General features: G+C 28.2%; 19 protein-coding genes. 10 read left to right on the top strand and 9 right to left on the bottom strand.

Features of this window, described 5'->3' with window-relative positions:
• Positions 1–134 precede the first annotated feature (134 nt).
• The gene (gene rho / locus ACJJVY_RS11235; RefSeq protein ID WP_405608399.1) at positions 135–1,859 is read right to left on the bottom strand and encodes a transcription termination factor Rho; all 1,725 of its coding nucleotides are present in this window, start codon (positions 1,857–1,859) and stop codon (positions 135–137) included.
• Positions 1,860–2,062: 203 nt separating this feature from the next.
• Between rho and ACJJVY_RS11240 the strand changes: the two genes are divergently transcribed.
• From ACJJVY_RS11240 to ACJJVY_RS11255, 4 genes are all read left to right on the top strand, one after another.
• A complete protein-coding gene (locus tag ACJJVY_RS11240; RefSeq protein ID WP_405608402.1) occupies positions 2,063–2,494 on the top strand; it encodes a DUF4293 domain-containing protein in 432 nt (143 codons plus the stop codon).
• Positions 2,495–2,759: 265 nt separating this feature from the next.
• A complete protein-coding gene (locus ACJJVY_RS11245; protein WP_405608405.1) occupies positions 2,760–3,425 on the top strand; it encodes a response regulator in 666 nt (221 codons plus the stop codon).
• A 116-nt stretch (positions 3,426–3,541) separates the two neighbouring features.
• The gene (locus ACJJVY_RS11250; RefSeq protein ID WP_405608408.1) at positions 3,542–4,222 is read left to right on the top strand and encodes a hypothetical protein; all 681 of its coding nucleotides are present in this window, start codon (positions 3,542–3,544) and stop codon (positions 4,220–4,222) included.
• A gap of 20 nt (positions 4,223–4,242) precedes the next feature.
• The gene (locus ACJJVY_RS11255) at positions 4,243–6,042 is read left to right on the top strand and encodes a tetratricopeptide repeat protein (RefSeq protein WP_405608411.1); all 1,800 of its coding nucleotides are present in this window, start codon (positions 4,243–4,245) and stop codon (positions 6,040–6,042) included.
• On the opposite strand, the gene ACJJVY_RS11260 is transcribed toward ACJJVY_RS11255, so the two are convergent.
• Entirely contained in the window at positions 6,029–6,526 is a 498-nt protein-coding gene (locus ACJJVY_RS11260) for a metallophosphoesterase family protein (RefSeq protein ID WP_405608414.1), read from the bottom strand. The two genes, ACJJVY_RS11255 and ACJJVY_RS11260, sit on opposite strands and share 14 nt — an antisense overlap.
• Positions 6,527–6,625: 99 nt before the next feature.
• Between ACJJVY_RS11260 and truA the strand changes: the two genes are divergently transcribed.
• Positions 6,626–7,351 carry a tRNA pseudouridine(38-40) synthase TruA gene (truA, locus tag ACJJVY_RS11265; protein ID WP_405608417.1) on the top strand — a complete coding sequence of 242 codons (726 nt, stop codon included), beginning with the start codon at positions 6,626–6,628 and terminating at the stop codon, positions 7,349–7,351.
• Between the two features lie 2 nt (positions 7,352–7,353).
• Positions 7,354–9,120, top strand: coding sequence for an ABC transporter ATP-binding protein (locus ACJJVY_RS11270; protein ID WP_405608420.1), 1,767 nt, complete (start codon positions 7,354–7,356; stop codon positions 9,118–9,120).
• Positions 9,121–9,169: 49 nt separating this feature from the next.
• On the opposite strand, the gene cdaA is transcribed toward ACJJVY_RS11270, so the two are convergent.
• From cdaA to ACJJVY_RS11290, 4 genes are all read right to left on the bottom strand, one after another.
• Complete coding sequence (cdaA, locus tag ACJJVY_RS11275) at positions 9,170–9,946, bottom strand: diadenylate cyclase CdaA (protein ID WP_405608423.1); 777 nt, start codon at positions 9,944–9,946, stop codon at positions 9,170–9,172.
• Positions 9,947–9,997: 51 nt separating this feature from the next.
• Complete coding sequence (locus tag ACJJVY_RS11280) at positions 9,998–10,603, bottom strand: ExbD/TolR family protein (protein WP_405608426.1); 606 nt, start codon at positions 10,601–10,603, stop codon at positions 9,998–10,000.
• A gap of 279 nt (positions 10,604–10,882) precedes the next feature.
• Positions 10,883–11,704, bottom strand: a complete 822-nt coding sequence (folP, locus tag ACJJVY_RS11285) for a dihydropteroate synthase (RefSeq protein ID WP_405608429.1) — start codon at positions 11,702–11,704, stop codon at positions 10,883–10,885.
• A 1-nt stretch (position 11,705) separates the two neighbouring features.
• Entirely contained in the window at positions 11,706–12,287 is a 582-nt protein-coding gene (locus ACJJVY_RS11290) for a TIGR00730 family Rossman fold protein (RefSeq protein WP_405608432.1), read from the bottom strand.
• Positions 12,288–12,375: 88 nt separating this feature from the next.
• On the opposite strand from ACJJVY_RS11290, the gene ACJJVY_RS11295 reads away from it, so the two are divergent.
• The 3 genes from ACJJVY_RS11295 to ACJJVY_RS11305 are packed head-to-tail and all read left to right on the top strand — an operon-like array spanning position 12,376 to position 14,521.
• A complete protein-coding gene (locus ACJJVY_RS11295) occupies positions 12,376–12,912 on the top strand; it encodes a DUF1599 domain-containing protein (RefSeq protein WP_405608435.1) in 537 nt (178 codons plus the stop codon).
• Positions 12,913–12,917: 5 nt separating this feature from the next.
• Positions 12,918–13,547: a hypothetical protein gene (locus ACJJVY_RS11300; RefSeq protein WP_405608438.1), complete on the top strand. Its 630-nt coding sequence runs from the start codon at positions 12,918–12,920 to the stop codon at positions 13,545–13,547.
• Positions 13,548–13,558: 11 nt separating this feature from the next.
• A complete protein-coding gene (locus tag ACJJVY_RS11305; RefSeq protein WP_405608441.1) occupies positions 13,559–14,521 on the top strand; it encodes a DoxX family protein in 963 nt (320 codons plus the stop codon).
• A gap of 32 nt (positions 14,522–14,553) precedes the next feature.
• Here the strand turns inward: ACJJVY_RS11305 and ACJJVY_RS11310 are convergent, their stop codons facing one another.
• The gene (locus ACJJVY_RS11310; protein ID WP_405608444.1) at positions 14,554–15,855 is read right to left on the bottom strand and encodes a voltage-gated chloride channel family protein; all 1,302 of its coding nucleotides are present in this window, start codon (positions 15,853–15,855) and stop codon (positions 14,554–14,556) included.
• A gap of 137 nt (positions 15,856–15,992) precedes the next feature.
• Positions 15,993–16,625, bottom strand: a complete 633-nt coding sequence (locus ACJJVY_RS11315; protein WP_405608447.1) for a DUF1684 domain-containing protein — start codon at positions 16,623–16,625, stop codon at positions 15,993–15,995.
• 241 nt (positions 16,626–16,866) lie between these two features.
• Between ACJJVY_RS11315 and ACJJVY_RS11320 the strand changes: the two genes are divergently transcribed.
• Positions 16,867–18,072, top strand: a complete 1,206-nt coding sequence (locus ACJJVY_RS11320) for an MFS transporter (protein ID WP_405608450.1) — start codon at positions 16,867–16,869, stop codon at positions 18,070–18,072.
• A 56-nt stretch (positions 18,073–18,128) separates the two neighbouring features.
• Here ACJJVY_RS11320 and ACJJVY_RS11325 read toward each other — a convergent pair whose 3' ends face one another.
• On the bottom strand, positions 18,129–20,060 hold the full coding sequence (locus ACJJVY_RS11325; RefSeq protein WP_405608453.1) for a CocE/NonD family hydrolase: 1,932 nt from the start codon (positions 20,058–20,060) through the stop codon (positions 18,129–18,131).
• Between the last annotated feature and the right edge of the window lie 112 nt (positions 20,061–20,172).

Here is a 20,172-nt window from a genome sequence, read left to right on the forward strand (position 1 = left end):
ATTGAACGATTTGTTTGAGCTCTTTTTGAGGAACGATAAAAAGCGAGTAGTGAAAGCAGGTATAAGCTTCAAATAAAAAAACCTTCTTGATTTCTCAAAAAGGCTTTTTTAATATTATATTTAAGATTGATTTATTAACCGTTCATAGAGATTAAAAACTCATCATTATTTTTAGAGAATTTAATTCTTTCATTAATAAATTCCATTGCTTCAATAGGATTCATATCTGCAAGATATTTACGTAAAACCCACATTCTTTGTACAGTTTTAGCGTCTAATAATAAATCATCTCTTCTTGTAGAAGATTTAATTAAATCGATAGCAGGATAAATTCTTCTATTAGAAATATTTCTATCTAATTGAAGTTCCATATTACCAGTACCTTTAAATTCTTCGAAGATAACTTCATCCATTTTAGAACCTGTTTCTGTAAGTGCAGTAGCAATAATAGTTAAAGAACCACCATTTTCTATGTTTCTAGCAGCACCAAAGAAACGTTTTGGTTTGTGTAAAGCATTTGCATCAATACCACCAGAAAGTATTTTACCAGAAGCAGGAGCAACAGTATTGTAAGCTCTTGCTAAACGAGTAATAGAATCTAAAAGAATTACAACATCGTGTCCGCATTCTACCAAACGTTTTGCTTTTTCTAAAACAATGTTGGCTACACGTACATGTTTGTCTGCAGGTTCATCAAAAGTAGAAGCCACAACTTCTCCACGTACATTACGTTTCATGTCGGTAACTTCTTCAGGACGTTCATCAATTAATAAAACAATTTGATAAACTTCTGGGTGATTAGCAGCAATAGCATTGGCAACATCCTTTAATAACATGGTTTTACCAGTTTTGGGTTGCGCTACAATCATACCTCTTTGCCCTTTTCCTAAAGGAGAAAATAAATCGATAATTCTTGTTGATAAAGAACTTCCTTTTTCTGCTAAATTGAATTTTTCTTGAGGAAATAAAGGTGTTAAATGTTCGAAAGAAACCCTGTCTCTAACTAAATTAGGATTTAATCCATTTATTTTTGAGACTCTAATTAAAGGAAAATATTTTTCGCCTTCTTTTGGCGGACGAACATTACCTCTAACAGTATCTCCTGTTTTTAATCCAAATAATTTAATTTGAGATTGAGATACATAAATATCATCTGGTGATGATAAATAATTATAATCAGAAGAACGTAAAAAACCATAACCATCAGGCATCATTTCTAATACACCTTCACTTTCAATAATTCCATCAAATTCAAAATCTGGATCTTTATAACGATTCCCAGATTTATTACCAGTATTTCTATTCGAATTACTTTTATCTCTGTTTTGATTAGAATTTTTATGTTGTGGCTTATTATTAGCTTGGTTTTTATGTTGAGGTTTATTCTGTTGAGTCTTACTTTGGTTATTATTAACAGGTTTTTGAACTTTTTTCTCAACTTTTGGTGAAACAATTGTAGCCGTATTTGTTTTAGTAGGCGTAGCCGGTTCTTTTTTTGTTTCTACTTCTTTACTTACCACTTGTTTGGTAGTAGATCTCTTACGAGGTGTTCTTTCTGGTTTAGGCTTTTCTGTTGTCTCAGCAGGAGATTGAGGAGTAGCTTCTACAGTAGGCTCACTTGTTGTTTTTTCTTGTACTGGTGCTTTAGAAACCCTTTTTCTTTTAGGTTTTTCTATTTTCTTTTTAACTTCAGTTTCAGGAGGAATAGAAGTTTTTACAGGGTTAGCTGCTTGTGTATCTAGAATTTGATACACTAAATCTAATTTTTTGAGTTGACTTGTTTTAGTAAGACCGATAGATTTTGCAATTACCTGTAAATCAGCAAGAGTTTTTGCTTTTAGTTCTGATATTTCGAACATTCGTTATTTGTTAAATTAAAATGTAAACCTTAAAATGTTGTAATAAGATTAATTGTGTTTTTGGTTTTTTTTTATCCATTGTATATAGTGCTATACAATAATATTGTGCGGGTTTTGTAAGACAAATATATACAATTTTTTTAAGTTTTTCATTTTCTTTTTAAAAAAGAAAACTCTACTTTTGTAATCCAATTTTTTTTTAAATGATTCAAAGAATTCAAAGTATATATTTATTATTGGCATCATTAGTTTCTGGTGGTTTAATTTTTGTATTTGATTTGTGGGAGAATTTAAAAGGAGAAGTATATATATTAGATCTATTTTTAAGAGAATCATTTCTATTAAAAATAGTACCTATATTATTTTTACTTTCTGCAATAACATCTTTAATAGATGTATTCTTATTTAAGAAAAGACAATTGCAGTTTGTAGTTGGACGTTTAATAATATTGACCAATCTTATTTTATTAGGATTATTAGTTTATGTATCTCTAACTTTACCTGGAGAAATTTCGATTTCGGAGAAAGGTATTGGGATGTTCTTACCAATTTTGGCTATTTTGCTTGTTGTTTTGGCAAATAAAGCTATTAAGAAGGATGAAGATCTTGTAAAATCTGTAGATAGATTACGATAAACCTAACATCTTAGTTATATTTAGTGCGAAAAAAAACCGAGAATTTATTTCTCGGTTTTTTATTTTTTAAGAATAATTAGATTTATTTTTATTTTTTTAATACTAAGGTTTAAAAATTAAGATATTTTAAATTATTGATTTTAAGTATTTTAAAATATATGCATCCCCGAAAAAAGGGATGTTTATACCCATTTATGGGTATGTGAATTTCCCTATAATTGGGGATTGTGCAATACTTAAAACTAGTCTAAATTTGTAATAAATAATGAAAGATAGAATATACGTTCACGTAGCTGATGATCATAAAATTTTAATTGAAGGGATTATAGCTGTAATAAATACTGATAAAGATATTGAAATTAAAGGTTACTCTTTAACTGGTAAAGAAGTAATAGATTGGTTTGATGATGAAAGTAATGAAGCCGATGTTTTAATATTAGATATTACAATGCCTGTTTTAGATGGTTTTGAAGTTTTAAAGCATTTTAATAAAAAAGGAATGCAGCAAAATGTTATTATATTATCTAGTTATGATGATATAAAGATTGTGCAAGAAATGTTAAAACTAGGTTGTAGAGGTTATATTACCAAAAATAATGCAGGAGAGCATATTGTAGATGCTGTTAAAGCAGTTGCTAATGGAGAGCAATACTTTAGTAATGATATTAAAAATATTCTTTTAAAATCTTTTACTAATAAAAATGTAGCTGTGGGTAGTGTTCCTAATAAGTTTTTGATGGATACTTTAACAGAAAGAGAGTTAGATGTATTAAAATTAATAACAAAAGAGTTCAGTTCTACCGAAATTGCAGATGTTTTAAATATTGCAATTAGTACAGTAGAAACATATAGAAAAAAATTATTAAAAAAATTAAATGTAAAAAATTCAGTAGGTTTAGCAATGTATGCAGTAAAAAATAATATAGTATAAATTTCCCCCCAAATTTATAATCTGTTAAAGTAAATATAAAAACTAGTTTCCCCCTAAACTATTTTACTGCATATAAGCTAACCTTTAGAATAATAATAATCATAAAACACCTAAAAATGAAAAAAATTAATCTATTAATTATTCTAACATTATCAATATTAACTTTTATTTCTTGTTCCGAAAATGAAGATATTACATTAGAGGAAAATAATATTTTATTTAAAAGCTACGAGTTAAAGAGAAATTTAAACGGTGAGTATTCTATAGATATTAAAGTTGAAGATAATGTTAATATTGGTAAAGTAAAAAATGTAACTAATAATACAAATGAATTTTATTTATCAGATTCAGAGTTTGTAAGTAAACAAAATTATGGTTCAGATTTAATGTTTGATTCAGAAAAATTTAAAATAGAACTTATAGCAGACAACTCTAATAAAATACCAAGTATATCTATTATTGATGACAATATTGTGTATTCAGAAAAATCATCAGACGATTATCTTAAGGAATATAGTATTTCTATGAATGAAGAAGGTTCTTATGATTTAGATTTTACTGTTAAAGACAACGTTTCTGTTGATTTTGTTTATGACGAAGAAAGTGATATTTATGAAATTCATTTAGAAAAATCTGGAAAATCACAAGAAAATAATAATTACACTAGAACTTTTGAAAAGCAAGGTGATATATTACAAATAGATTTTGTTAATCATTCAATTTACAGTTCAAAAACAGAAGCAGAGTCTTTTGAAAGAAAGCCAAGAATTATTATTGATGAGGGAGAAGATTGGTAGTCATTTGAAAAAAAAAATAATTGAAAAAAAGTATAAAGTTAATAATAATTTTAGTTAATATTTTTACCTTACAAGAGGTAAAGTCTTATGAATTTAATAAAAAAGAAGCCTTACTGAATAAGGTTTCTTTTTTATTAAATGTAATTAGTGATACTGTACAACAAAAAAAGTACTTACATATTGAGAAATTATATAATGAAAATAAATATGATACAGCATTAGAACAAGCTCTGCCTTTTTTAAAACTTAATTTGAATAACCAGATTAGTTTTAAAGTTAATTTTATAGTTGCTGAAATCTATAGAAAAAGTAATAATTACAAATTATCGATAAAATATTTTAAAGAAGCTTTAAAAGTAATTTATAGTAATGAAAAATATGCAGATGGTTTTAATGATGGAGACTATAAAAATACAGAAATTATTAGATCTTATTTGAAACTGGGTAATTTGTACTTAAGATTAGAAAAAATTGATTCTGCAAAATATTTCTACAATAAATCTATGTCTTTAAATGTTATTGATGATAAACCACTAAGTTATCAGGCAAGTGCATCATCTAATTTATCAGGTATTTATTTACAAGATTCATTATATGATTTAGCTAAGGAATATGCTATTAGTGCTGTTGCTATTCATAAAAAAAGAAATAATAAAATATCGGAAGCTTCAGCACTTGGAAATTTGGCTAGTATCTATTTAGAGCTACAAGATTATTCTAAAGCAAAATCTACTTATAAAGAAGCACTAGATTTAATTAAAAATAAAAATGACGAAAGGGCTTTAAGGGTAAAAGAAGATTTGTATTATAACTTTGCATATAATCTATATAAGTTAAAAGATTATGAAGCTTATAAATTTCAAGAGCGTTCTTATGATATCAAAGATACTTTAAGAGATGTTGAAGTTAGAAAAATAATTGAAGAATTAGGTTTTAAACATAATTTTGAGTCCCAAAAAGCCTCATTCGATAGACAAAAAGAAGTACAACTGTTAAAAGAAAGAGATAAGGTAAGATCAAGTATTATGGTAGGTGTTTTTCTTTTAATTTCTCTATTAGTAGTTATTGGTTATTCTAGTTATAGGCAAAAAAATTTATTACTAGAATTAACTCAATCGGAATTATTACAGAACCAAAAGTTAGATAAATTAAAATCTGAAACACAAGCAAGAGTTTTAGATGCAACTTTAAATGGTAGGGAAGTTGAGAGAAAAGAAATAGCAGAAATATTACACGATAATGTAAGTGCTTTATTATCTTCTGCAAACCTACATCTGCAAGCTACGAGTAAACAATTTAATGGGACAGAGCCGATAGAAATTAATAAAACAAAAGAAATTATTAAAGAAGCTTCTCATAAAATTAGAGATTTGTCCCATACTTTAGTTTCTTCTGTATTATTAAAATTTGGTTTAAATTTTGCAGTGAGAGATATTGCAGAAAAATACTCTAACTCAGATTTGTATATAGATGTAAAGGTTAAAAATTTAAGAAGATATAATCAAAGATTTGAAATTAAAACTTATAATATAATTCAAGAATTTGTAAATAATATATTAAAGCATAGTAAAGCCAAAACAGCACTAATTAAAGTAAAGGAAGAAAAAGGAGTGTTATTCATAAAAATCTCTGATGACGGAATTGGTTTTGATAAAACAAAAACAGGATCAAAATTAGTAGATGGTTTAGGTATTAATCAAATTGAAGCAAGAATTCATATGATGAAAGGTAAACTTATGATAAATTCTATAATAGGAGAAGGAACTAAAATTGAAGTAGAATTACCCGTTCAAGAAAAAGAAGAACCTAACTTCTCTTAGCTAATTCTATAATTTCTAAATTTTTAACTTCACCTTTTTCTAGTTCAAAACGTAGCATAGTTCTTATTTTATGAAAACCATGATTACCAGCTGCACCTGGGTTTAAATGCAATAAATTTAATTTTTTATCAAACTGTACTTTTAGGATATGAGAATGCCCAGCGATAAAAATTTTAGGTGGATTCAATTTTATTTCTTCACGAATTCGTTGATAATATTTATTAGGATAACCACCAATATGAGTAATCCAAACAGATACATTTTCAATAGAAAATTTTGCGTCTAAAGGAAACTCAGCTCTAGCATCAGCATTATCAATATTACCAAAAACAGCACGTAAAGGTTTCAATTTTTTAATAGTATCTGTAACTTCTAAATCGCCAATATCTCCAGCATGCCAAACTTCATCAGCTTGCTTTACAAACTTTAAAATTTGTTCATCAATAAAACTATGTGTATCAGATAAAAGAAGAATTTTTTTCATGAAAAGAAATGGTTAGAAAAGATTAACGTCTCTAATAGTTTCAAAAGTAATCATAACAAAATAAATTCCGTAATTTTGATATCTACAAAAACATATTTTTTGAGGTATTTTATAGAACTTTCTTATAACGGAAAAAATTATCATGGTTGGCAAATTCAACCAGATGTAATTTCTGTACAAGAAAAATTAAACAAAGCAGTAAGCACAATTTTTCAAGAAAAAATAGATGTTGTTGGGGCTGGTAGAACAGATACAGGAGTACATGCATCACAAATGTTTGCTCATTTTGATTTAGAGAAAGAATTAAAAGGAGATATTCCTCATAAATTAAACTCAATTTTACCATCGGATATTGTTGTTTATAAGGTGTTTGCTGTAGACAAAGAAAAACACGTGCGTTTTGATGCAATTAGTAGAAGTTATGAGTATAAAATTTGGTTGGGTAGAAATCCTTTTCTATTGGATTTTTCATGGCAAATTCATTCTCAAAATTTAAATATAGATTTAATGAATGAAGCTGCAAAATTGTTATTGGAGTATACAGATTTTCAAACTTTTTCTAAAGTAAAAACAGATGTTTATACCTTTAATTGCGATGTTACAAAAGCTTTTTGGAAACAAGAAGGGCAAGAACTTACTTTTTACATATCTGCAAATCGTTTTTTAAGAAACATGGTAAGAGCCATTGTAGGTACTTTGGTAGATGTTGGTTTGGGTAAAATTACAAAAGAGGATTTTAGAAAAATTATAGAAAGTAAAAATAGAGGTAATGCAGGATTATCAGTACCTGCAAAAGGATTATTTTTAACAAAAATACAATATTAGGTTTGGCAGATAAAACAGGAAATGCTTTCGATTTACAGATTTTTTTAAGACTTATGTCTTTTGCAAAACGCTATAAATTAAATTTTTTTGTAGCAGTTTCTTCTACTATTCTATTAGCTTTTGTAGCATTAATTAATCCTTACTTAATAAAAGAAACAGTAGATAAATATATTACAGAAAAAGATACACAAGGTTTAATTAATAATATCATGCTAATGGTAGGAGTAGTGCTTTTAGAAGTATCACTCCGTTTTACATTTATTTATTTTGCAAATTGGGTTGGGCAACATATTATTAGAGATATTAGAGCAAAAGCATTTAGACATATTTTACAATTTAAAATGTCTTATTTTGATACAAATTCTGTTGGAAAATTAGTAACCAGAGTAGTTTCTGATATCGAAACAATTGCTGCTTTTTTTAGTAGTGGCGTTTTTACAATTGTGAGTGATATTTTACAGATGTTTGCTATTGCTGCTTTAATGTTTTATTTTAATTGGAAACTAGCTTTAATTGCATTAGCGGTTTTACCTATTTTAATTTATGCCACAAGAGTTTTTCAAAAAGCGATAAAAACAACTTTTCAAGAAGTTAGAAATCAAGTGGCAAATTTAAACGGATTTGTACAAGAAAGAGTTACAGGAATGAAAATTGTACAACTTTTTAATAGGGAAAAAGTTGAGTATAAGAATTTTATGGATATCAATAATAAGCATAAAGAGGCTTATGTTAAAACAATTTGGTATTTCTCTATTTTCTTTCCAATTGCAGAAATTTTATCATCAATAGGTATCGGATTAATAGTTTGGTTTGGTAGTAAGCAAATTATTAGTGGTGCTGTACCTGGTCCTGGAACTGTAATGGCATTTGTGCAAATGGCGCAAATGATGTTTAGACCTTTAAGACAAATAGCAGATAAGTTTAATCAATTACAGATGGGAATTGTTTCTGGTGAAAGAGTTTTTAAAGTAATTGATACAGAAAGTAGTATTGTTAAAAATGGTACAATAAAAGCGACAAAATTAAAAGGTGATATTTCTTTTAATGATGTTCGATTTAGTTACGTAAAAGGAGACGAAGTTTTAAAAGGAATTTCTTTAGATGTAAAAAGTGGACAAACAGTTGCCATTGTAGGTGCAACAGGTGCTGGTAAATCTACTATTATTAATTTGATTAATCGTTTTTACGAAATAGATAGTGGTGTTATTGCTGTTGATAATATTTCTGTTGATAAATACGATTTAGAAAGTCTAAGAAATCAAGTTGCTATTGTTTTACAAGATGTATTCTTATTTTCTGATTCCATTTTGAATAACATCACATTAAAAGATGAAAGAGTTACATTAGTAGAAGTAGAACAAGCTGCTAAACAAATTGGTATTCATGATTTTATAATGACGCTTCCTGGAGGTTATCAATATAACGTAAAAGAAAGAGGTGCAATGTTATCTTCTGGTCAAAGACAATTAATTGCTTTTTTAAGAGCTTATGTTAGCAAACCAAGTATTTTAATTTTAGATGAAGCTACATCTTCTGTAGATTCTTATGCAGAACAAATGATACAGTATGCTACGGAAACAATTACAAAAGGAAGAACTTCTATTGTAATTGCACATCGATTAGCAACTATAAAACAAGCAGATAAAATTATTGTAATGGATAATGGTTTTATTGTTGAAGAAGGAACTCATACTGAGCTATTAGATAAAGAAAATGGGTATTATAAAAACTTATATGATAAACAATTCGGTTTAGAAAAAGCATCATAATTATAAAAAAAAGGTTCTCTTATTTAGAGAACCTTTTTATGGGAATATTTTAGACCAAATCTTTTTTAAGCTTTTCATTCAAATCATTATAATCAGTATATAATTCAAATCCGCCATCTTTTATATAAGAAATTTCTCCGGTTTCTTCTGAGACTAATAAACAAACAGCATCTGTTTTTTCTGAAACACCAATTGCAGCTCTATGTCTTAAGCCAAATCTAGACGGAATTTTAGTACTTGTAGATACGGGTAAAATAACCCTTGTAGCTACAATAAAATTGTCTCTTACAATTAAAGCACCATCATGTAAAGGGCTATTTTTATAAAAAATACTTTGTAAAATAGCCTCATTAACAAGTGCATTCATTTTATCGCCAGAGTTTATTAAAAAATCTAAACTGTTTGTTCTTTCTATAACAATTAAAGCACCTGTTTTTGTTTTAGACATGTTTTTACAGGCTTCTAAAATTGTTTCTGAATCGGTTTCTGAATTAATTTCTGTTTGCAAAAACTTTATTTGCTTTAAAAAACTTCTTTTGTTGGTAAAGTTTGTAGTACCAATCATTAATAAAAATTTTCTTATTTCTTGCTGAAATACAATAATTAATGCAATAACTCCACCAGAAAGTAAATAGCCTAAAATACCACTTAACATTTCCATATGTACCGCTTTCGTAATTCTCCAGATTAAGAAAATTAGCGCAATACCAATAACAATATTTATGGCAACAGTACCTTTTAGTAATTTGTATATGTAATAGAGTAGTGTTGCTACTAATAAGATATCTAAAACATCTAATAAAGAAAATTCAATAAAATCGAACATGAAATTGATAGATTTTAGGCTAAAATACTAATAAATTTACTGATTACACTATCAGTTATTAATTTCTGCATCGGATAATAAAAGCGGATATTTTTCTTGAACCCGTTTTATTTTTTCTTGAATTTTTTGATCATAGTTATTTGTTTTTTTAAACTCTTCTAGCAAACTCACATAATTTTGATTGTACAATTTTACAGATAACTGATTTCTTAAAACCGTATATGCAGCATTTATTTCATCTAAAACAGAAATATAAGTTTTGTAGTTAGTGTTTCTGTCTGCCTTTATAGAGATAAATGCTTTAGATGGGTGATCTGATGATGAAGGATTTTGTTGACCAGAACACCAATCGCAAGGCAATTTGTTTTTGTCTAAACCCGCTCCGTTATCTATAAAATTGATTGTAGTTTGTTTTAATTCTGATATGGGAATAATTTCTCCATCAACAAAAAGTTCGTTTTTTAAGTTGATGTTTACTTCTAAAATATTCTTTTCTTTGATAAGAATATTACTTGAAATTTTTTGCTTTTCGGGGATTTTTCTGATGATTCCAGAATCTACATTCATAGTGGTTGTTACTAAAAAGAAGATTAATAATAAAAATGCAATGTCTGCTATTGAGCCTGCATTAATTTCTGGTAATTCTTTTCTACTCATAATACCTAGTTTTAAAAATTAATAAATTGATTTTTCTTCTTGATAGAAAATCAAGAAGTTTTTTAAAGTTTGGTTAGGTTGAGTTTTTTGGTTAACATTTCTTTAACAAAAAGAATGCCAAGTTTTAGTCAAAAAGTTGGTAGGTAGGTTTAGCCCTGATTGAAGCGGCATCCTTTTTTCTGTCAGTTCGAGTGAATTTGAGAAGAATGAACAAATTTGTATCGAGAATAGCAGAAAAAAGATACAGCGAAAAGCAGGAAATAGCTTCTAATAAAAATATTAAGAAATCTGATTTACAATTTTTATAGCTTGTACAGCTTCTTTTACATCATGGACGCGTAAAATATTTGCACCATTTAATAACGCAATTGTATTTGCAGAAGTGGTTGCATTTAAAGCTTCTTTGGCAGAAATATCTAAAGTTTTATACAACATAGATTTACGCGAAATTCCTGCTAAAATTGGAGCATCTAGACTTTTAAAAAGGGATAAGTTTTTAAGAATTTCAAAATTATGACCGATGGTTTTGCCAAAACCGAAACCAACATCAATAATAATATCGTTTAATTTAAGTTGATGTAATTTATGAATTTGTGCTGCAAAAAATGAAATGATTTCTTGGGTAACATCATTGTAAATAGGATCTTTTTGCATGTTTTGTGGCGTACCTAACATGTGCATTAAAATACAAGGCACTTGCAAATTGGCAACAGTTGCAAACATATTGTCGTCCATTTTTCCGCCAGAAATATCGTTTACAATTGCTGCTCCAGCATTTATGGTTTCTTGGGCAACTTTGCTTCTAAAAGTGTCTGTAGAAATAATAATTTCAGGGAAATTTTTAATCAATAAATTGATAACAGGAATTATTCTTTTTAACTCTTCTTCTTCAGAAATATGTTTTGCGCCAGGTCTAGAAGAATATGCGCCAACATCTATAAAAGTTGCACCATCAGAAATCATTTTTTCTGTTTGGTTTAAAATGTCTGATTCGTTTTTATATTTTCCACCATCAAAAAAAGAATCTGGCGTAATATTTAAAATCCCCATCACTTTTGGAGAAGATAAATCGATTAAATTTCCTTTACAATTTATAGTCATTTTAGCTTACCACTTTATTAATTATATTGTTGATTTTTGGTGCTTTGTAAGCATTCATTTTTTGCATTAAATCATCTACAGATGTGCCAATAATTAGCATATCTCGGTTGGTTTGTTTAAGAAAACCTTCTGCAATCATTTTGTCTAATTGTACTAAAATGGCATCAAAAAAACCGTTTATATTTAAGATCCCGATTGGTTTTTGTTCAATAAATAATTGGCCTAGGGTAAGTGCTTCAAAAAGTTCATCCATGGTACCAAAACCTCCAGGAAGTGTAATGTAACCATCAATTAACTTACTCATAATTACTTTACGCTCACTCATTGTTTTGCAAACAATCATTTTTTCTACACCGGCATGTAAAACCTCTTCTTTTTCTAATACATTAGGTATTACGCCTGTAACTTCTCCGTTATGTTCTAAAATGGTGTCCGCAATTGCACCCATCATTCCAACTTTTCCACCTCCATAAACTAGTCCAATTTTGTTGGCGGCAAAATAGTTTCCTAAAGCTACGGCAGCTTCTTTATAAATAGGATTAAAGCCAATACTAGATCCGCAAAAAACAACAATTCTTTTCAATTTAGTGAGTTTTAAAATTCTTCTGTAAAAATAAAAGAAAAGCATATAGGATTTAGTATTTTTGAACAATACTTTTTAATAAGATTAAATGCAAGATACCTCTAAACAATACGATGCTGTAATAGAAGAATGTAGAAGTTTATTTATAAAAAAAATGAGTGATTACGGAAGTGCATGGCGAATTTTACGTTTGCCTTCTTTAACAGATCAGATTTTTATTAAAGCACAAAGAATTCGTCAGTTACAAGAAAATGACGTTAGAAAAGTAGATGAAGGAGAAAAATCTGAGTTTATTGGAATTATAAATTATTCTATTATGGCGTTAATTCAGTTAGAAAATAGAGTAGTAGCAAATCCGGATTTAAATACCGAAGAAGCCACTGTTTTATATGATAAACATGCTAAAATTACCAAAGAATTAATGATGAATAAAAATCATGATTATGGTGAAGCTTGGCGAGATATGCGTGTTTCTAGCTTAACAGATTTAATTTTACAGAAATTATTACGTGTAAAACAAATTGAAGATAATAAAGGAAAAACAATAGTTTCTGAAGGAATTGATGCAAATTACCAAGACATGATTAATTATGCTGTTTTTGCAATGATTCATTTGGGAGAATAAGTTATATGAAAAAGTTAGTGTTTTTATTAGTCATTTTATTTTTTATAAACTCTTTTGGTCAAGAGTCATCAACGTTTAAAGAAATGAAAGCTGATGAAAAGATGTCTGATTATTTTTCAGATAATGAATTAAAAGATTTAGCTAAAATTGTCGATTTTTTTGATAGTGAAATTCGTTTAGATAAAAATAAGCCTAAAGACGAAGCTTATTTTGAATTCAATAAAAATATCATTGAAGAATGCATTAATGAAATAAAAGGGTTTAAACTTCCTTTAAATTACAAACTTCAAGAGGAAGTGTATTCAAAAATTGACACTGCTTTTTTTAAAGAAATTTGGGTGCATAGAACTTTTTATAAGGGATTAGGTATGGAAAAACCAATTCTTGGAAAAGCTTATGATTTAAATTTATTTGGAAAATATATGTTATTTCTAAAGAGTTTAAAAAATGAAGATGTTTTATTTAGCAACTTTTATAAAATATTTAATATCTCAAACGACATTTCTTTTGCAACACAAGCATCAGCATTTAATCAATTTGAAGTTAAAGAGTTTAAAGGAATAAAAAGAAGATTTTTTTTCGCAATTTATTATTTAACTATAAATGATAAAATCCATAATAATATAAGTAGATAAAAAACCATAAAATGAAAATATTAGTACAATTATTTAGAATTATAGTAGGAGCCTTATTTATTTTTTCGGGCTTTGTTAAATTGGTAGATCCTATTGGCTCTCAATACAAGTTTCAAGAATATTTTTCTGAAAGTGTTTTAAATATGGAGTTTTTAATTCCGTATGCATTAATATTTTCGATAGTTTTAATTGTAGCAGAAATCTTATTAGGAGTCATGATTTTAATAGGGTATAAGCCAAAATTTACAGTTTGGTGTCTCTTTTTCTTAACTCTAATTTTTTTATTTTTAACTTGGTACTCTGCTTATTATGATAAAGTTACAGATTGCGGTTGTTTTGGTGATGCTGTAAAATTATCTACTTGGGAAACTTTTTATAAGAATGTTATTCTAATTGCTTTAATCATTGTTTTAATGATAAAAGTTGATGTTATAAAACCAATATTTGGCGGTAAAATACCTAAATTAATCACGTTAGTGTCTTTAGGCTTTTTTATGTTTATAGTACAACATGTATTAACACATTTACCAATTATAGATTTTAGAGCTTATGCAATAGGTAAAAATATTTCTGAAGGAATGGAGTACAAAGATGATGGAGAAATACCACCTGTACATGACTTTATGTTAGAAGATGCTCAAGCAGATTTAGCACCAGAATTATTAAAAAAGGAAAAGGTAATGCTGGTAATTATCTACAATTTAGATAAAGTAGATACAAACGGATTTCCTGCAATTAGAGAAGCTACTTTAAAAGCAAGAGATAAAGGATATACAGTTTATGGTGTTTCTGCTTCTTTTACAGACGATTTAATTCTAGCTAAAGAAAAATACAATTTACCATTAGAGTTTTTGTTTTGTGATGAAACTACTTTAAAAACGATGATTAGAGCAAATCCAGGAGTAATGATTTTAGATAAAGGAACAGTTACTCAAAAGAAAAATTGGATAGATGTTGATGAATTAGAATTCTAAATTCTCTTTTCAAAATTTCTTATACAAAAGGATTAGTTTTTATTGCGTAGATTATCTACATCAGTAAGAGTTAATCCTTTTTGGTTATTGTAAAATACATCTTTTGGACTTCCAATAATTTGAGCCGTATAAATACCAGAATGTCCAGAAAATAAATAGGCAGTAACACAAGCTAAGGCAATAAAAACGCCAGATTCTATTCCAAATAATTCAATTCCCATAATTGTACAAGCAATTGGTGTGTTTGTAGTACCAGCAAAAACGGCAACAAACCCCATTCCAGCTAATAAAGGCATCGGTAAAGGAATAAACCAAATTAAAATATTTCCTAAAGTTGCTCCTATATAAAATAACGGAGTTACTTCTCCACCTTTAAAACCAGCACCTAAAGTAAAAGAAGTAAAAAGTAGTTTTAAGATAAAATCGTAAGAATTTAAATTGATATTAAAAGCATCTACAATGGTTGGTACACCTAAACCAATATATTTTGTGGTTCCCATAAAATAGACAGTAACGGCTAAAACGATTCCACCAATAACAGGTCTTAAAGGCGGATAATTAATATGCTTTTTAAACAATTGTCCCCAAAAATGGGTAGATTTAGAAAACAACATCCCAACTAAACCAAAAATAATACCTGCTAAAACAGACCATAAAATAGTTGCCGGTGTTATTGCTGCAATAGATGAAATTGTATAATGTGTATGATGAGAAATTTGCCAAACATCACAAAAATAAGTGGCAAAAACGGCTGCTAAAAAACTAGGTATAATAGCATCAAATTTAATGCGTCCAATCATCATTACTTCTAACGCAAAAATTGCTCCGGCTAAAGGTGTTCCAAAAACGGAGGCAAAACCAGCACTAATACCAGTAATCAAAACTATTTTTCTATCAATATTAGAAAGTTTAAATAGCTTGGTAAATTGGTCTGCAATTGCGCCACCAACTTGTACAGCAGTTCCCTCTCGCCCTGCAGAACCTCCAAATAAATGAGTAAGTACGGTTCCTAAAAATACTAAAGGAGCCATTTTAAAAGGAATTATTTTTTTAGGAGAATGGTATTCTTCTAACAATAAATTGTTTCCTTTTACCACGCTTTCTCCATATAAATGATAAGATAAACCAATAACAAAACCCGCAATTGGTAATAACCAAATAATCCATAAATTGGCTTCTCTATAATTTGTAACCCATTCTAAAGACCATAAAAAAACGGCAGAAGCAGTTCCTGTAAAAGCACCAATTAATAAGCAGATAAAAGTCCATTTTAAAAGAAAAATAAAAGAGAAGCTTTGTTCAAAAGAACGTAAAAACTGTTTAATTTTATCCATATATTTTATCGCTTAATTTTTTTAGAAGCTATTTCCTGCTTTCGCTACTCGCTTTTTTCGTACCTCAAAAGAGCTCAAACAAACCGCTCAATCAGGGCTAAACTTATTTGCTTATTTTTTTGTAAAATCTTAAATATTTAATGCTTTTTAAAAGCTTTTACACCTGCTTTTACTTCTAAATTTAAATGATTTTTTCTTGGTGTTAGAGGGCAAGAATATTTGTCGTTATAAGCACAATAAGGGTTATAAGTATTGTTAAAATTTAATAAAAGAGTGTCATCAGGCATAATGTCTGTAGTCTTTAAATCCATATAACGTCCGCCTCCATAAGATTCATTTCCGCTTGTAAAATCTGTAAAAGGAACAAATAAATAATCTTTGTACTTTTCATCACGTAAATCATCTTGACTTTGATAAACAGTTAGTTCGTAATCATTTCCTTTTAAAGTGAAATTTAATAAACCATATTCTTTATACAAAGGTTTTCTTTCTGTGGTTGTTTGCATCTCGAAAATAGGAGAATCCTCTATTCTTGTAAGTTTTGCTTTTACAATAAAACTAGAATCAACTTTAAAAAAATCTAATCCTTTAAAATTTTTTAAATCATTTTTTTTTAATGGAGATTTAGAACCATCTTTATAAGCTGCATTCAGTTCTTGTTGATAAACAGTTTCTCCCATTAATGTTGGTCGTTTTCCAGAATCACAAGAAAAAAATAGTAATGATGATAAAATAATTGTAAAAAAATAGTGCGTGTAATTTATTTTCAAAATTTTATAATGATTTATTTATAACTCAAAAATACAACTTTCAAATAATTTTATGTAGATTTGGTTTATTAATAAGCAAATAATGAAAAAAGTCTTAACATATTTTACCAAGTTATCGTGGATAAACCACAACAATCGGTATGTTTATATGTTTTGATAATATCAATATAGAATCAAATAATTTAAAAAGTCCGACTTAACAGTCGGACTTTTTTATTTTAGAAATATCAATTAAACCAAAATGAATACACTTTTTAAAAATTACGTAAACACTTTTAGAGGGCTCTCTACAGAAGTTTGGTGGTTGTCATTAATCACTTTTATTAACAGATCTGGTACAATGGTAATTCCGTTTTTATCGTTATATCTTACAAAAAGTCTTAATTTTTCATTATCTGATGTCGGTTGGATTATGTCTTTCTTTGGTTTAGGATCTGTAGTAGGAACTTGGATTGGTGGAAAATTAACGGACATAATAGGTTATTATAAAGTAATGTTAGTCAGTTTATTTGGTACAGGAATTCTATTTGTTTTCTTACAATTTGCAAGTACTTTTAATCAATTTTGTTTCGGAATATTTACAGTCATGTTAATTGCAGACGCTTTTAGACCTGCAATGTTTGTGGCTTTAAATGCTTATAGCAAGCCGGAAAACAAAACACGTTCTGTAACTTTAATTCGTTTAGCAATTAACTTAGGTTTTTCAGCAGGTCCTGCGGTTGGTGGTTTAATAATTACTGCTGTTGGTTATGCAGGTTTGTTTTGGACAGACGGAATTACTTGTGTTTTAGCAGCTATTTTGTTACTACAAGTTCTAAATCCTAAAAAGGTAAAAGTTGTAGAAAAAGTAAAATTAGAAAATCCTGTTTCTGTTTATAAAGACAAAGCTTTCTTAATCTTTTTTGTAGCCATGTTTATTTTTGGATTTGTATTTATGCAATACTTTTCTACAATACCATTGTATTATAATGAAAATCGTCTGTTATCTGAATTTAATATAGGTTTATTAATGGGGTTAAGTGGATTGATAATTTTCTTGTTAGAAATGCCTTTGATAAAATGGTTAGAAGATTTAAAAAAATCGAAAATTAAATTAATTGCTTTAGGCCTTTTTTATGTAGGCATTAGTTTTATTATTTTAAACTTAACGGGTTGGGTTGGTATTTTAATTATTGGTATATTATTAATGTCTTTAGGAGAAATGATTGCTTTTCCTTTTTCAAATTCTTTTGCTGTAGAAAGATCGGAAAAAGGAAACCAAGGAGAATATATGGCTTTGTATAGTATTTCGTTTTCTTTAGCACACATTTTTAGTCATAATGTAGGTATGCAAATGGTAAATAAATTTGGATTTGAAACTACTTGGATAGCAATTACTGTTTTTGCCCTTATAGGAGTATTAATTTTAGTTTATTTATTAAATGTTTTAAAAAGAGAAGTGGTATAATAAAAAAATCCATCAAGAAAACTTGATGGATTTTGTAGTTTTACATTTTAAGTTGATTATTTCAATACAGAAAACTCAATGCTAGAATCTGTAAAAACAGTATGCGTTTGTGTTTTAAAATCTTTCTCATCTGCTTTATAAATATTATCTACATACGTTTGCGGATTTAAATCTATTAAAGGAAACCAAGTACTTTGTACTTGAATTTGTACTTTATGGCCTTTTTTAAAGGTATGAAAAACGTCTTGTAATGTAATATTTACATCTGTTTTTTTATTTGGTGTAAAAGGCTCTGGTTTTTCAAAACTATTTCTAAAACGACCTCTTAAAACTTCGCTTCTAACCATTAAATGATAATTACTCATCTTTAAATGATCTTGTAAATCTTTATTATTTTCTTTTGTGTCTGTTGGATGTACATCTACAACTTTAACAATCCAATCTGCCGCAGAACCTGTAGTTGCTACTTTTAATTTAGCTAAAATATCTCCGGCCAACGTAAAATCTTCGTTTAAAATATCCGTTTCAAAAACCAAAACATCGGGTCTTCTTGCAGCAAAACGCTGGTCATCTGTCATGTATTTTCTAGGAGTAAAAACCGTTTTAATATCTTCAGAATAAGGAACAGGATGTTTTATATCACTAATAAATTTGATTTTTGAATTTGATTTTTTAGTTGATGTTAATTCTTGATTTTCAGATAAAAACCAATCTTCTTTTACAACATTTTTAGGAGGCCAAACATCATAAGATTTCCATTCTTTTTTACCGGAATCAAAAACATACGCTTCTGGCAAACCAGAGTTTTTATCCCCTTTACCTTTTAAGAAATGGTTAAAGAATTTTGTTTCAATCTCTTTTTGGAATTTTAAAGAAATAGAATCTCCAAAATAATAATTACCAACGGTATTTTTCACGGTATTTCTTGCCCATTTTCCATGATCCCAAGGTCCAAAAACAAGTGTGTTATAATTGTCCTTTCCATGTTTTTCAATAGCTTTATAAGTTTCTAAAGGTCCGTATAAATCTTCTGCATCAAACTCTCCACCAACAATCATTGTAGCAACTGTACTTGGCACTTTGTCTAAATGCTGAATAATTCCTTTGCTTTTCCAGTTTTCATCATAATTTGGATGTTCTACAATTTCTTTCCAGAAAAAATCATCAATTTTGTCTTTACCTTCTGTAGCCGTTACATCTAATTTATCGTATTGAAAATATTCGTTTAAGTTTTTTAAAGGACCTTTGTCTAAGAAAAATTGATATTGATCTTGAGAATCCATTTTTGGAAAAGAATACCAAGCAGAATCTGTAGGTGTATCTTTATACGTACCAAATAAAGAAATTGCTCTAAAATAACTTAGTAGAAAAGCTCCGTTATGATGAAAATCATCAAAGAAAAAATCACCAATACAAGCTTGTGGAGAAGCTGCTTTTAAAGCCGGATGCGCATCAATTGTAGAAACTGTTGCATAATGCCCTGGATAAGAAATACCCCAAGTACCAACATTTCCGTTGTTATTTTCTACGTTTTTTACCAACCAATCAATAGTATCGTAAGTATCAGAAACTTCGTCAGATTCATTTTCTTTTTTATTAGGGATGTATGCGCGCATATTATCATATACACCTTCACTCATCCAACGACCACGTACATCTTGATACACCACAATATTTAATTCTTTCATTAAATGAACATTCGGAGAAATCTTAGATTTCATTTTACCTTCTCCGTAAGGTGCAGAGCTATAAGGTGTTCTTTGCATTAAAACAGGATACTTTTTACTAGTATCTTTAGGGGAATAAATAGTTGTGTGTAGTTTAACACCATCTCTCATTGCGATGTCGACTTCTGTTTTTGTGTAATTATCTGCTACAAAAGTATCTGTCTTTTTTTCTTTTTTACTTTCTTCTTCTGTGGTGTTACAGCTGATAAAAAAAGAAAAAGAGAAGGCTACAAAAAGAATTTTAAAAAATTGTTTGTTCATGGTTATATCTTGAAGGTTTTAAAAGTAAAATTACAAAACTTACCATTAATTGTATTTATTTTGATGTTAAATTACATAATTGTAATTAGATTTATTAAAACACTAATTTTTC

Origin of the sequence: Polaribacter sp. Asnod1-A03, assembly GCF_045063585.1 — a bacterium.
GTDB lineage: Bacteria > Bacteroidota > Bacteroidia > Flavobacteriales > Flavobacteriaceae > Polaribacter.

Excerpts from the sequence above, each read along its gene's own strand:
- rho (WP_405608399.1), bottom strand. The coding sequence starts at position 1,859 with ATGTTCGAAATATCAGAACTAAAAGCAAAAACTCTTGCTGATTTACAG.
- ACJJVY_RS11240 (WP_405608402.1), top strand. The coding sequence starts at position 2,063 with ATGATTCAAAGAATTCAAAGTATATATTTATTATTGGCATCATTAGTT.
- ACJJVY_RS11245 (WP_405608405.1), top strand. The coding sequence starts at position 2,760 with ATGAAAGATAGAATATACGTTCACGTAGCTGATGATCATAAAATTTTA.
- ACJJVY_RS11250 (WP_405608408.1), top strand. The coding sequence starts at position 3,542 with ATGAAAAAAATTAATCTATTAATTATTCTAACATTATCAATATTAACT.
- ACJJVY_RS11260 (WP_405608414.1), bottom strand. The coding sequence starts at position 6,526 with ATGAAAAAAATTCTTCTTTTATCTGATACACATAGTTTTATTGATGAA.
- cdaA (WP_405608423.1), bottom strand. The coding sequence starts at position 9,946 with ATGTTCGATTTTATTGAATTTTCTTTATTAGATGTTTTAGATATCTTA.
- ACJJVY_RS11280 (WP_405608426.1), bottom strand. The coding sequence starts at position 10,603 with ATGAGTAGAAAAGAATTACCAGAAATTAATGCAGGCTCAATAGCAGAC.
- folP (WP_405608429.1), bottom strand. The coding sequence starts at position 11,704 with ATGACTATAAATTGTAAAGGAAATTTAATCGATTTATCTTCTCCAAAA.
- ACJJVY_RS11295 (WP_405608435.1), top strand. The coding sequence starts at position 12,376 with ATGCAAGATACCTCTAAACAATACGATGCTGTAATAGAAGAATGTAGA.
- ACJJVY_RS11300 (WP_405608438.1), top strand. The coding sequence starts at position 12,918 with ATGAAAAAGTTAGTGTTTTTATTAGTCATTTTATTTTTTATAAACTCT.
- ACJJVY_RS11305 (WP_405608441.1), top strand. The coding sequence starts at position 13,559 with ATGAAAATATTAGTACAATTATTTAGAATTATAGTAGGAGCCTTATTT.
- ACJJVY_RS11310 (WP_405608444.1), bottom strand. The coding sequence starts at position 15,855 with ATGGATAAAATTAAACAGTTTTTACGTTCTTTTGAACAAAGCTTCTCT.
- ACJJVY_RS11320 (WP_405608450.1), top strand. The coding sequence starts at position 16,867 with ATGAATACACTTTTTAAAAATTACGTAAACACTTTTAGAGGGCTCTCT.
- ACJJVY_RS11325 (WP_405608453.1), bottom strand. The coding sequence starts at position 20,060 with ATGAACAAACAATTTTTTAAAATTCTTTTTGTAGCCTTCTCTTTTTCT.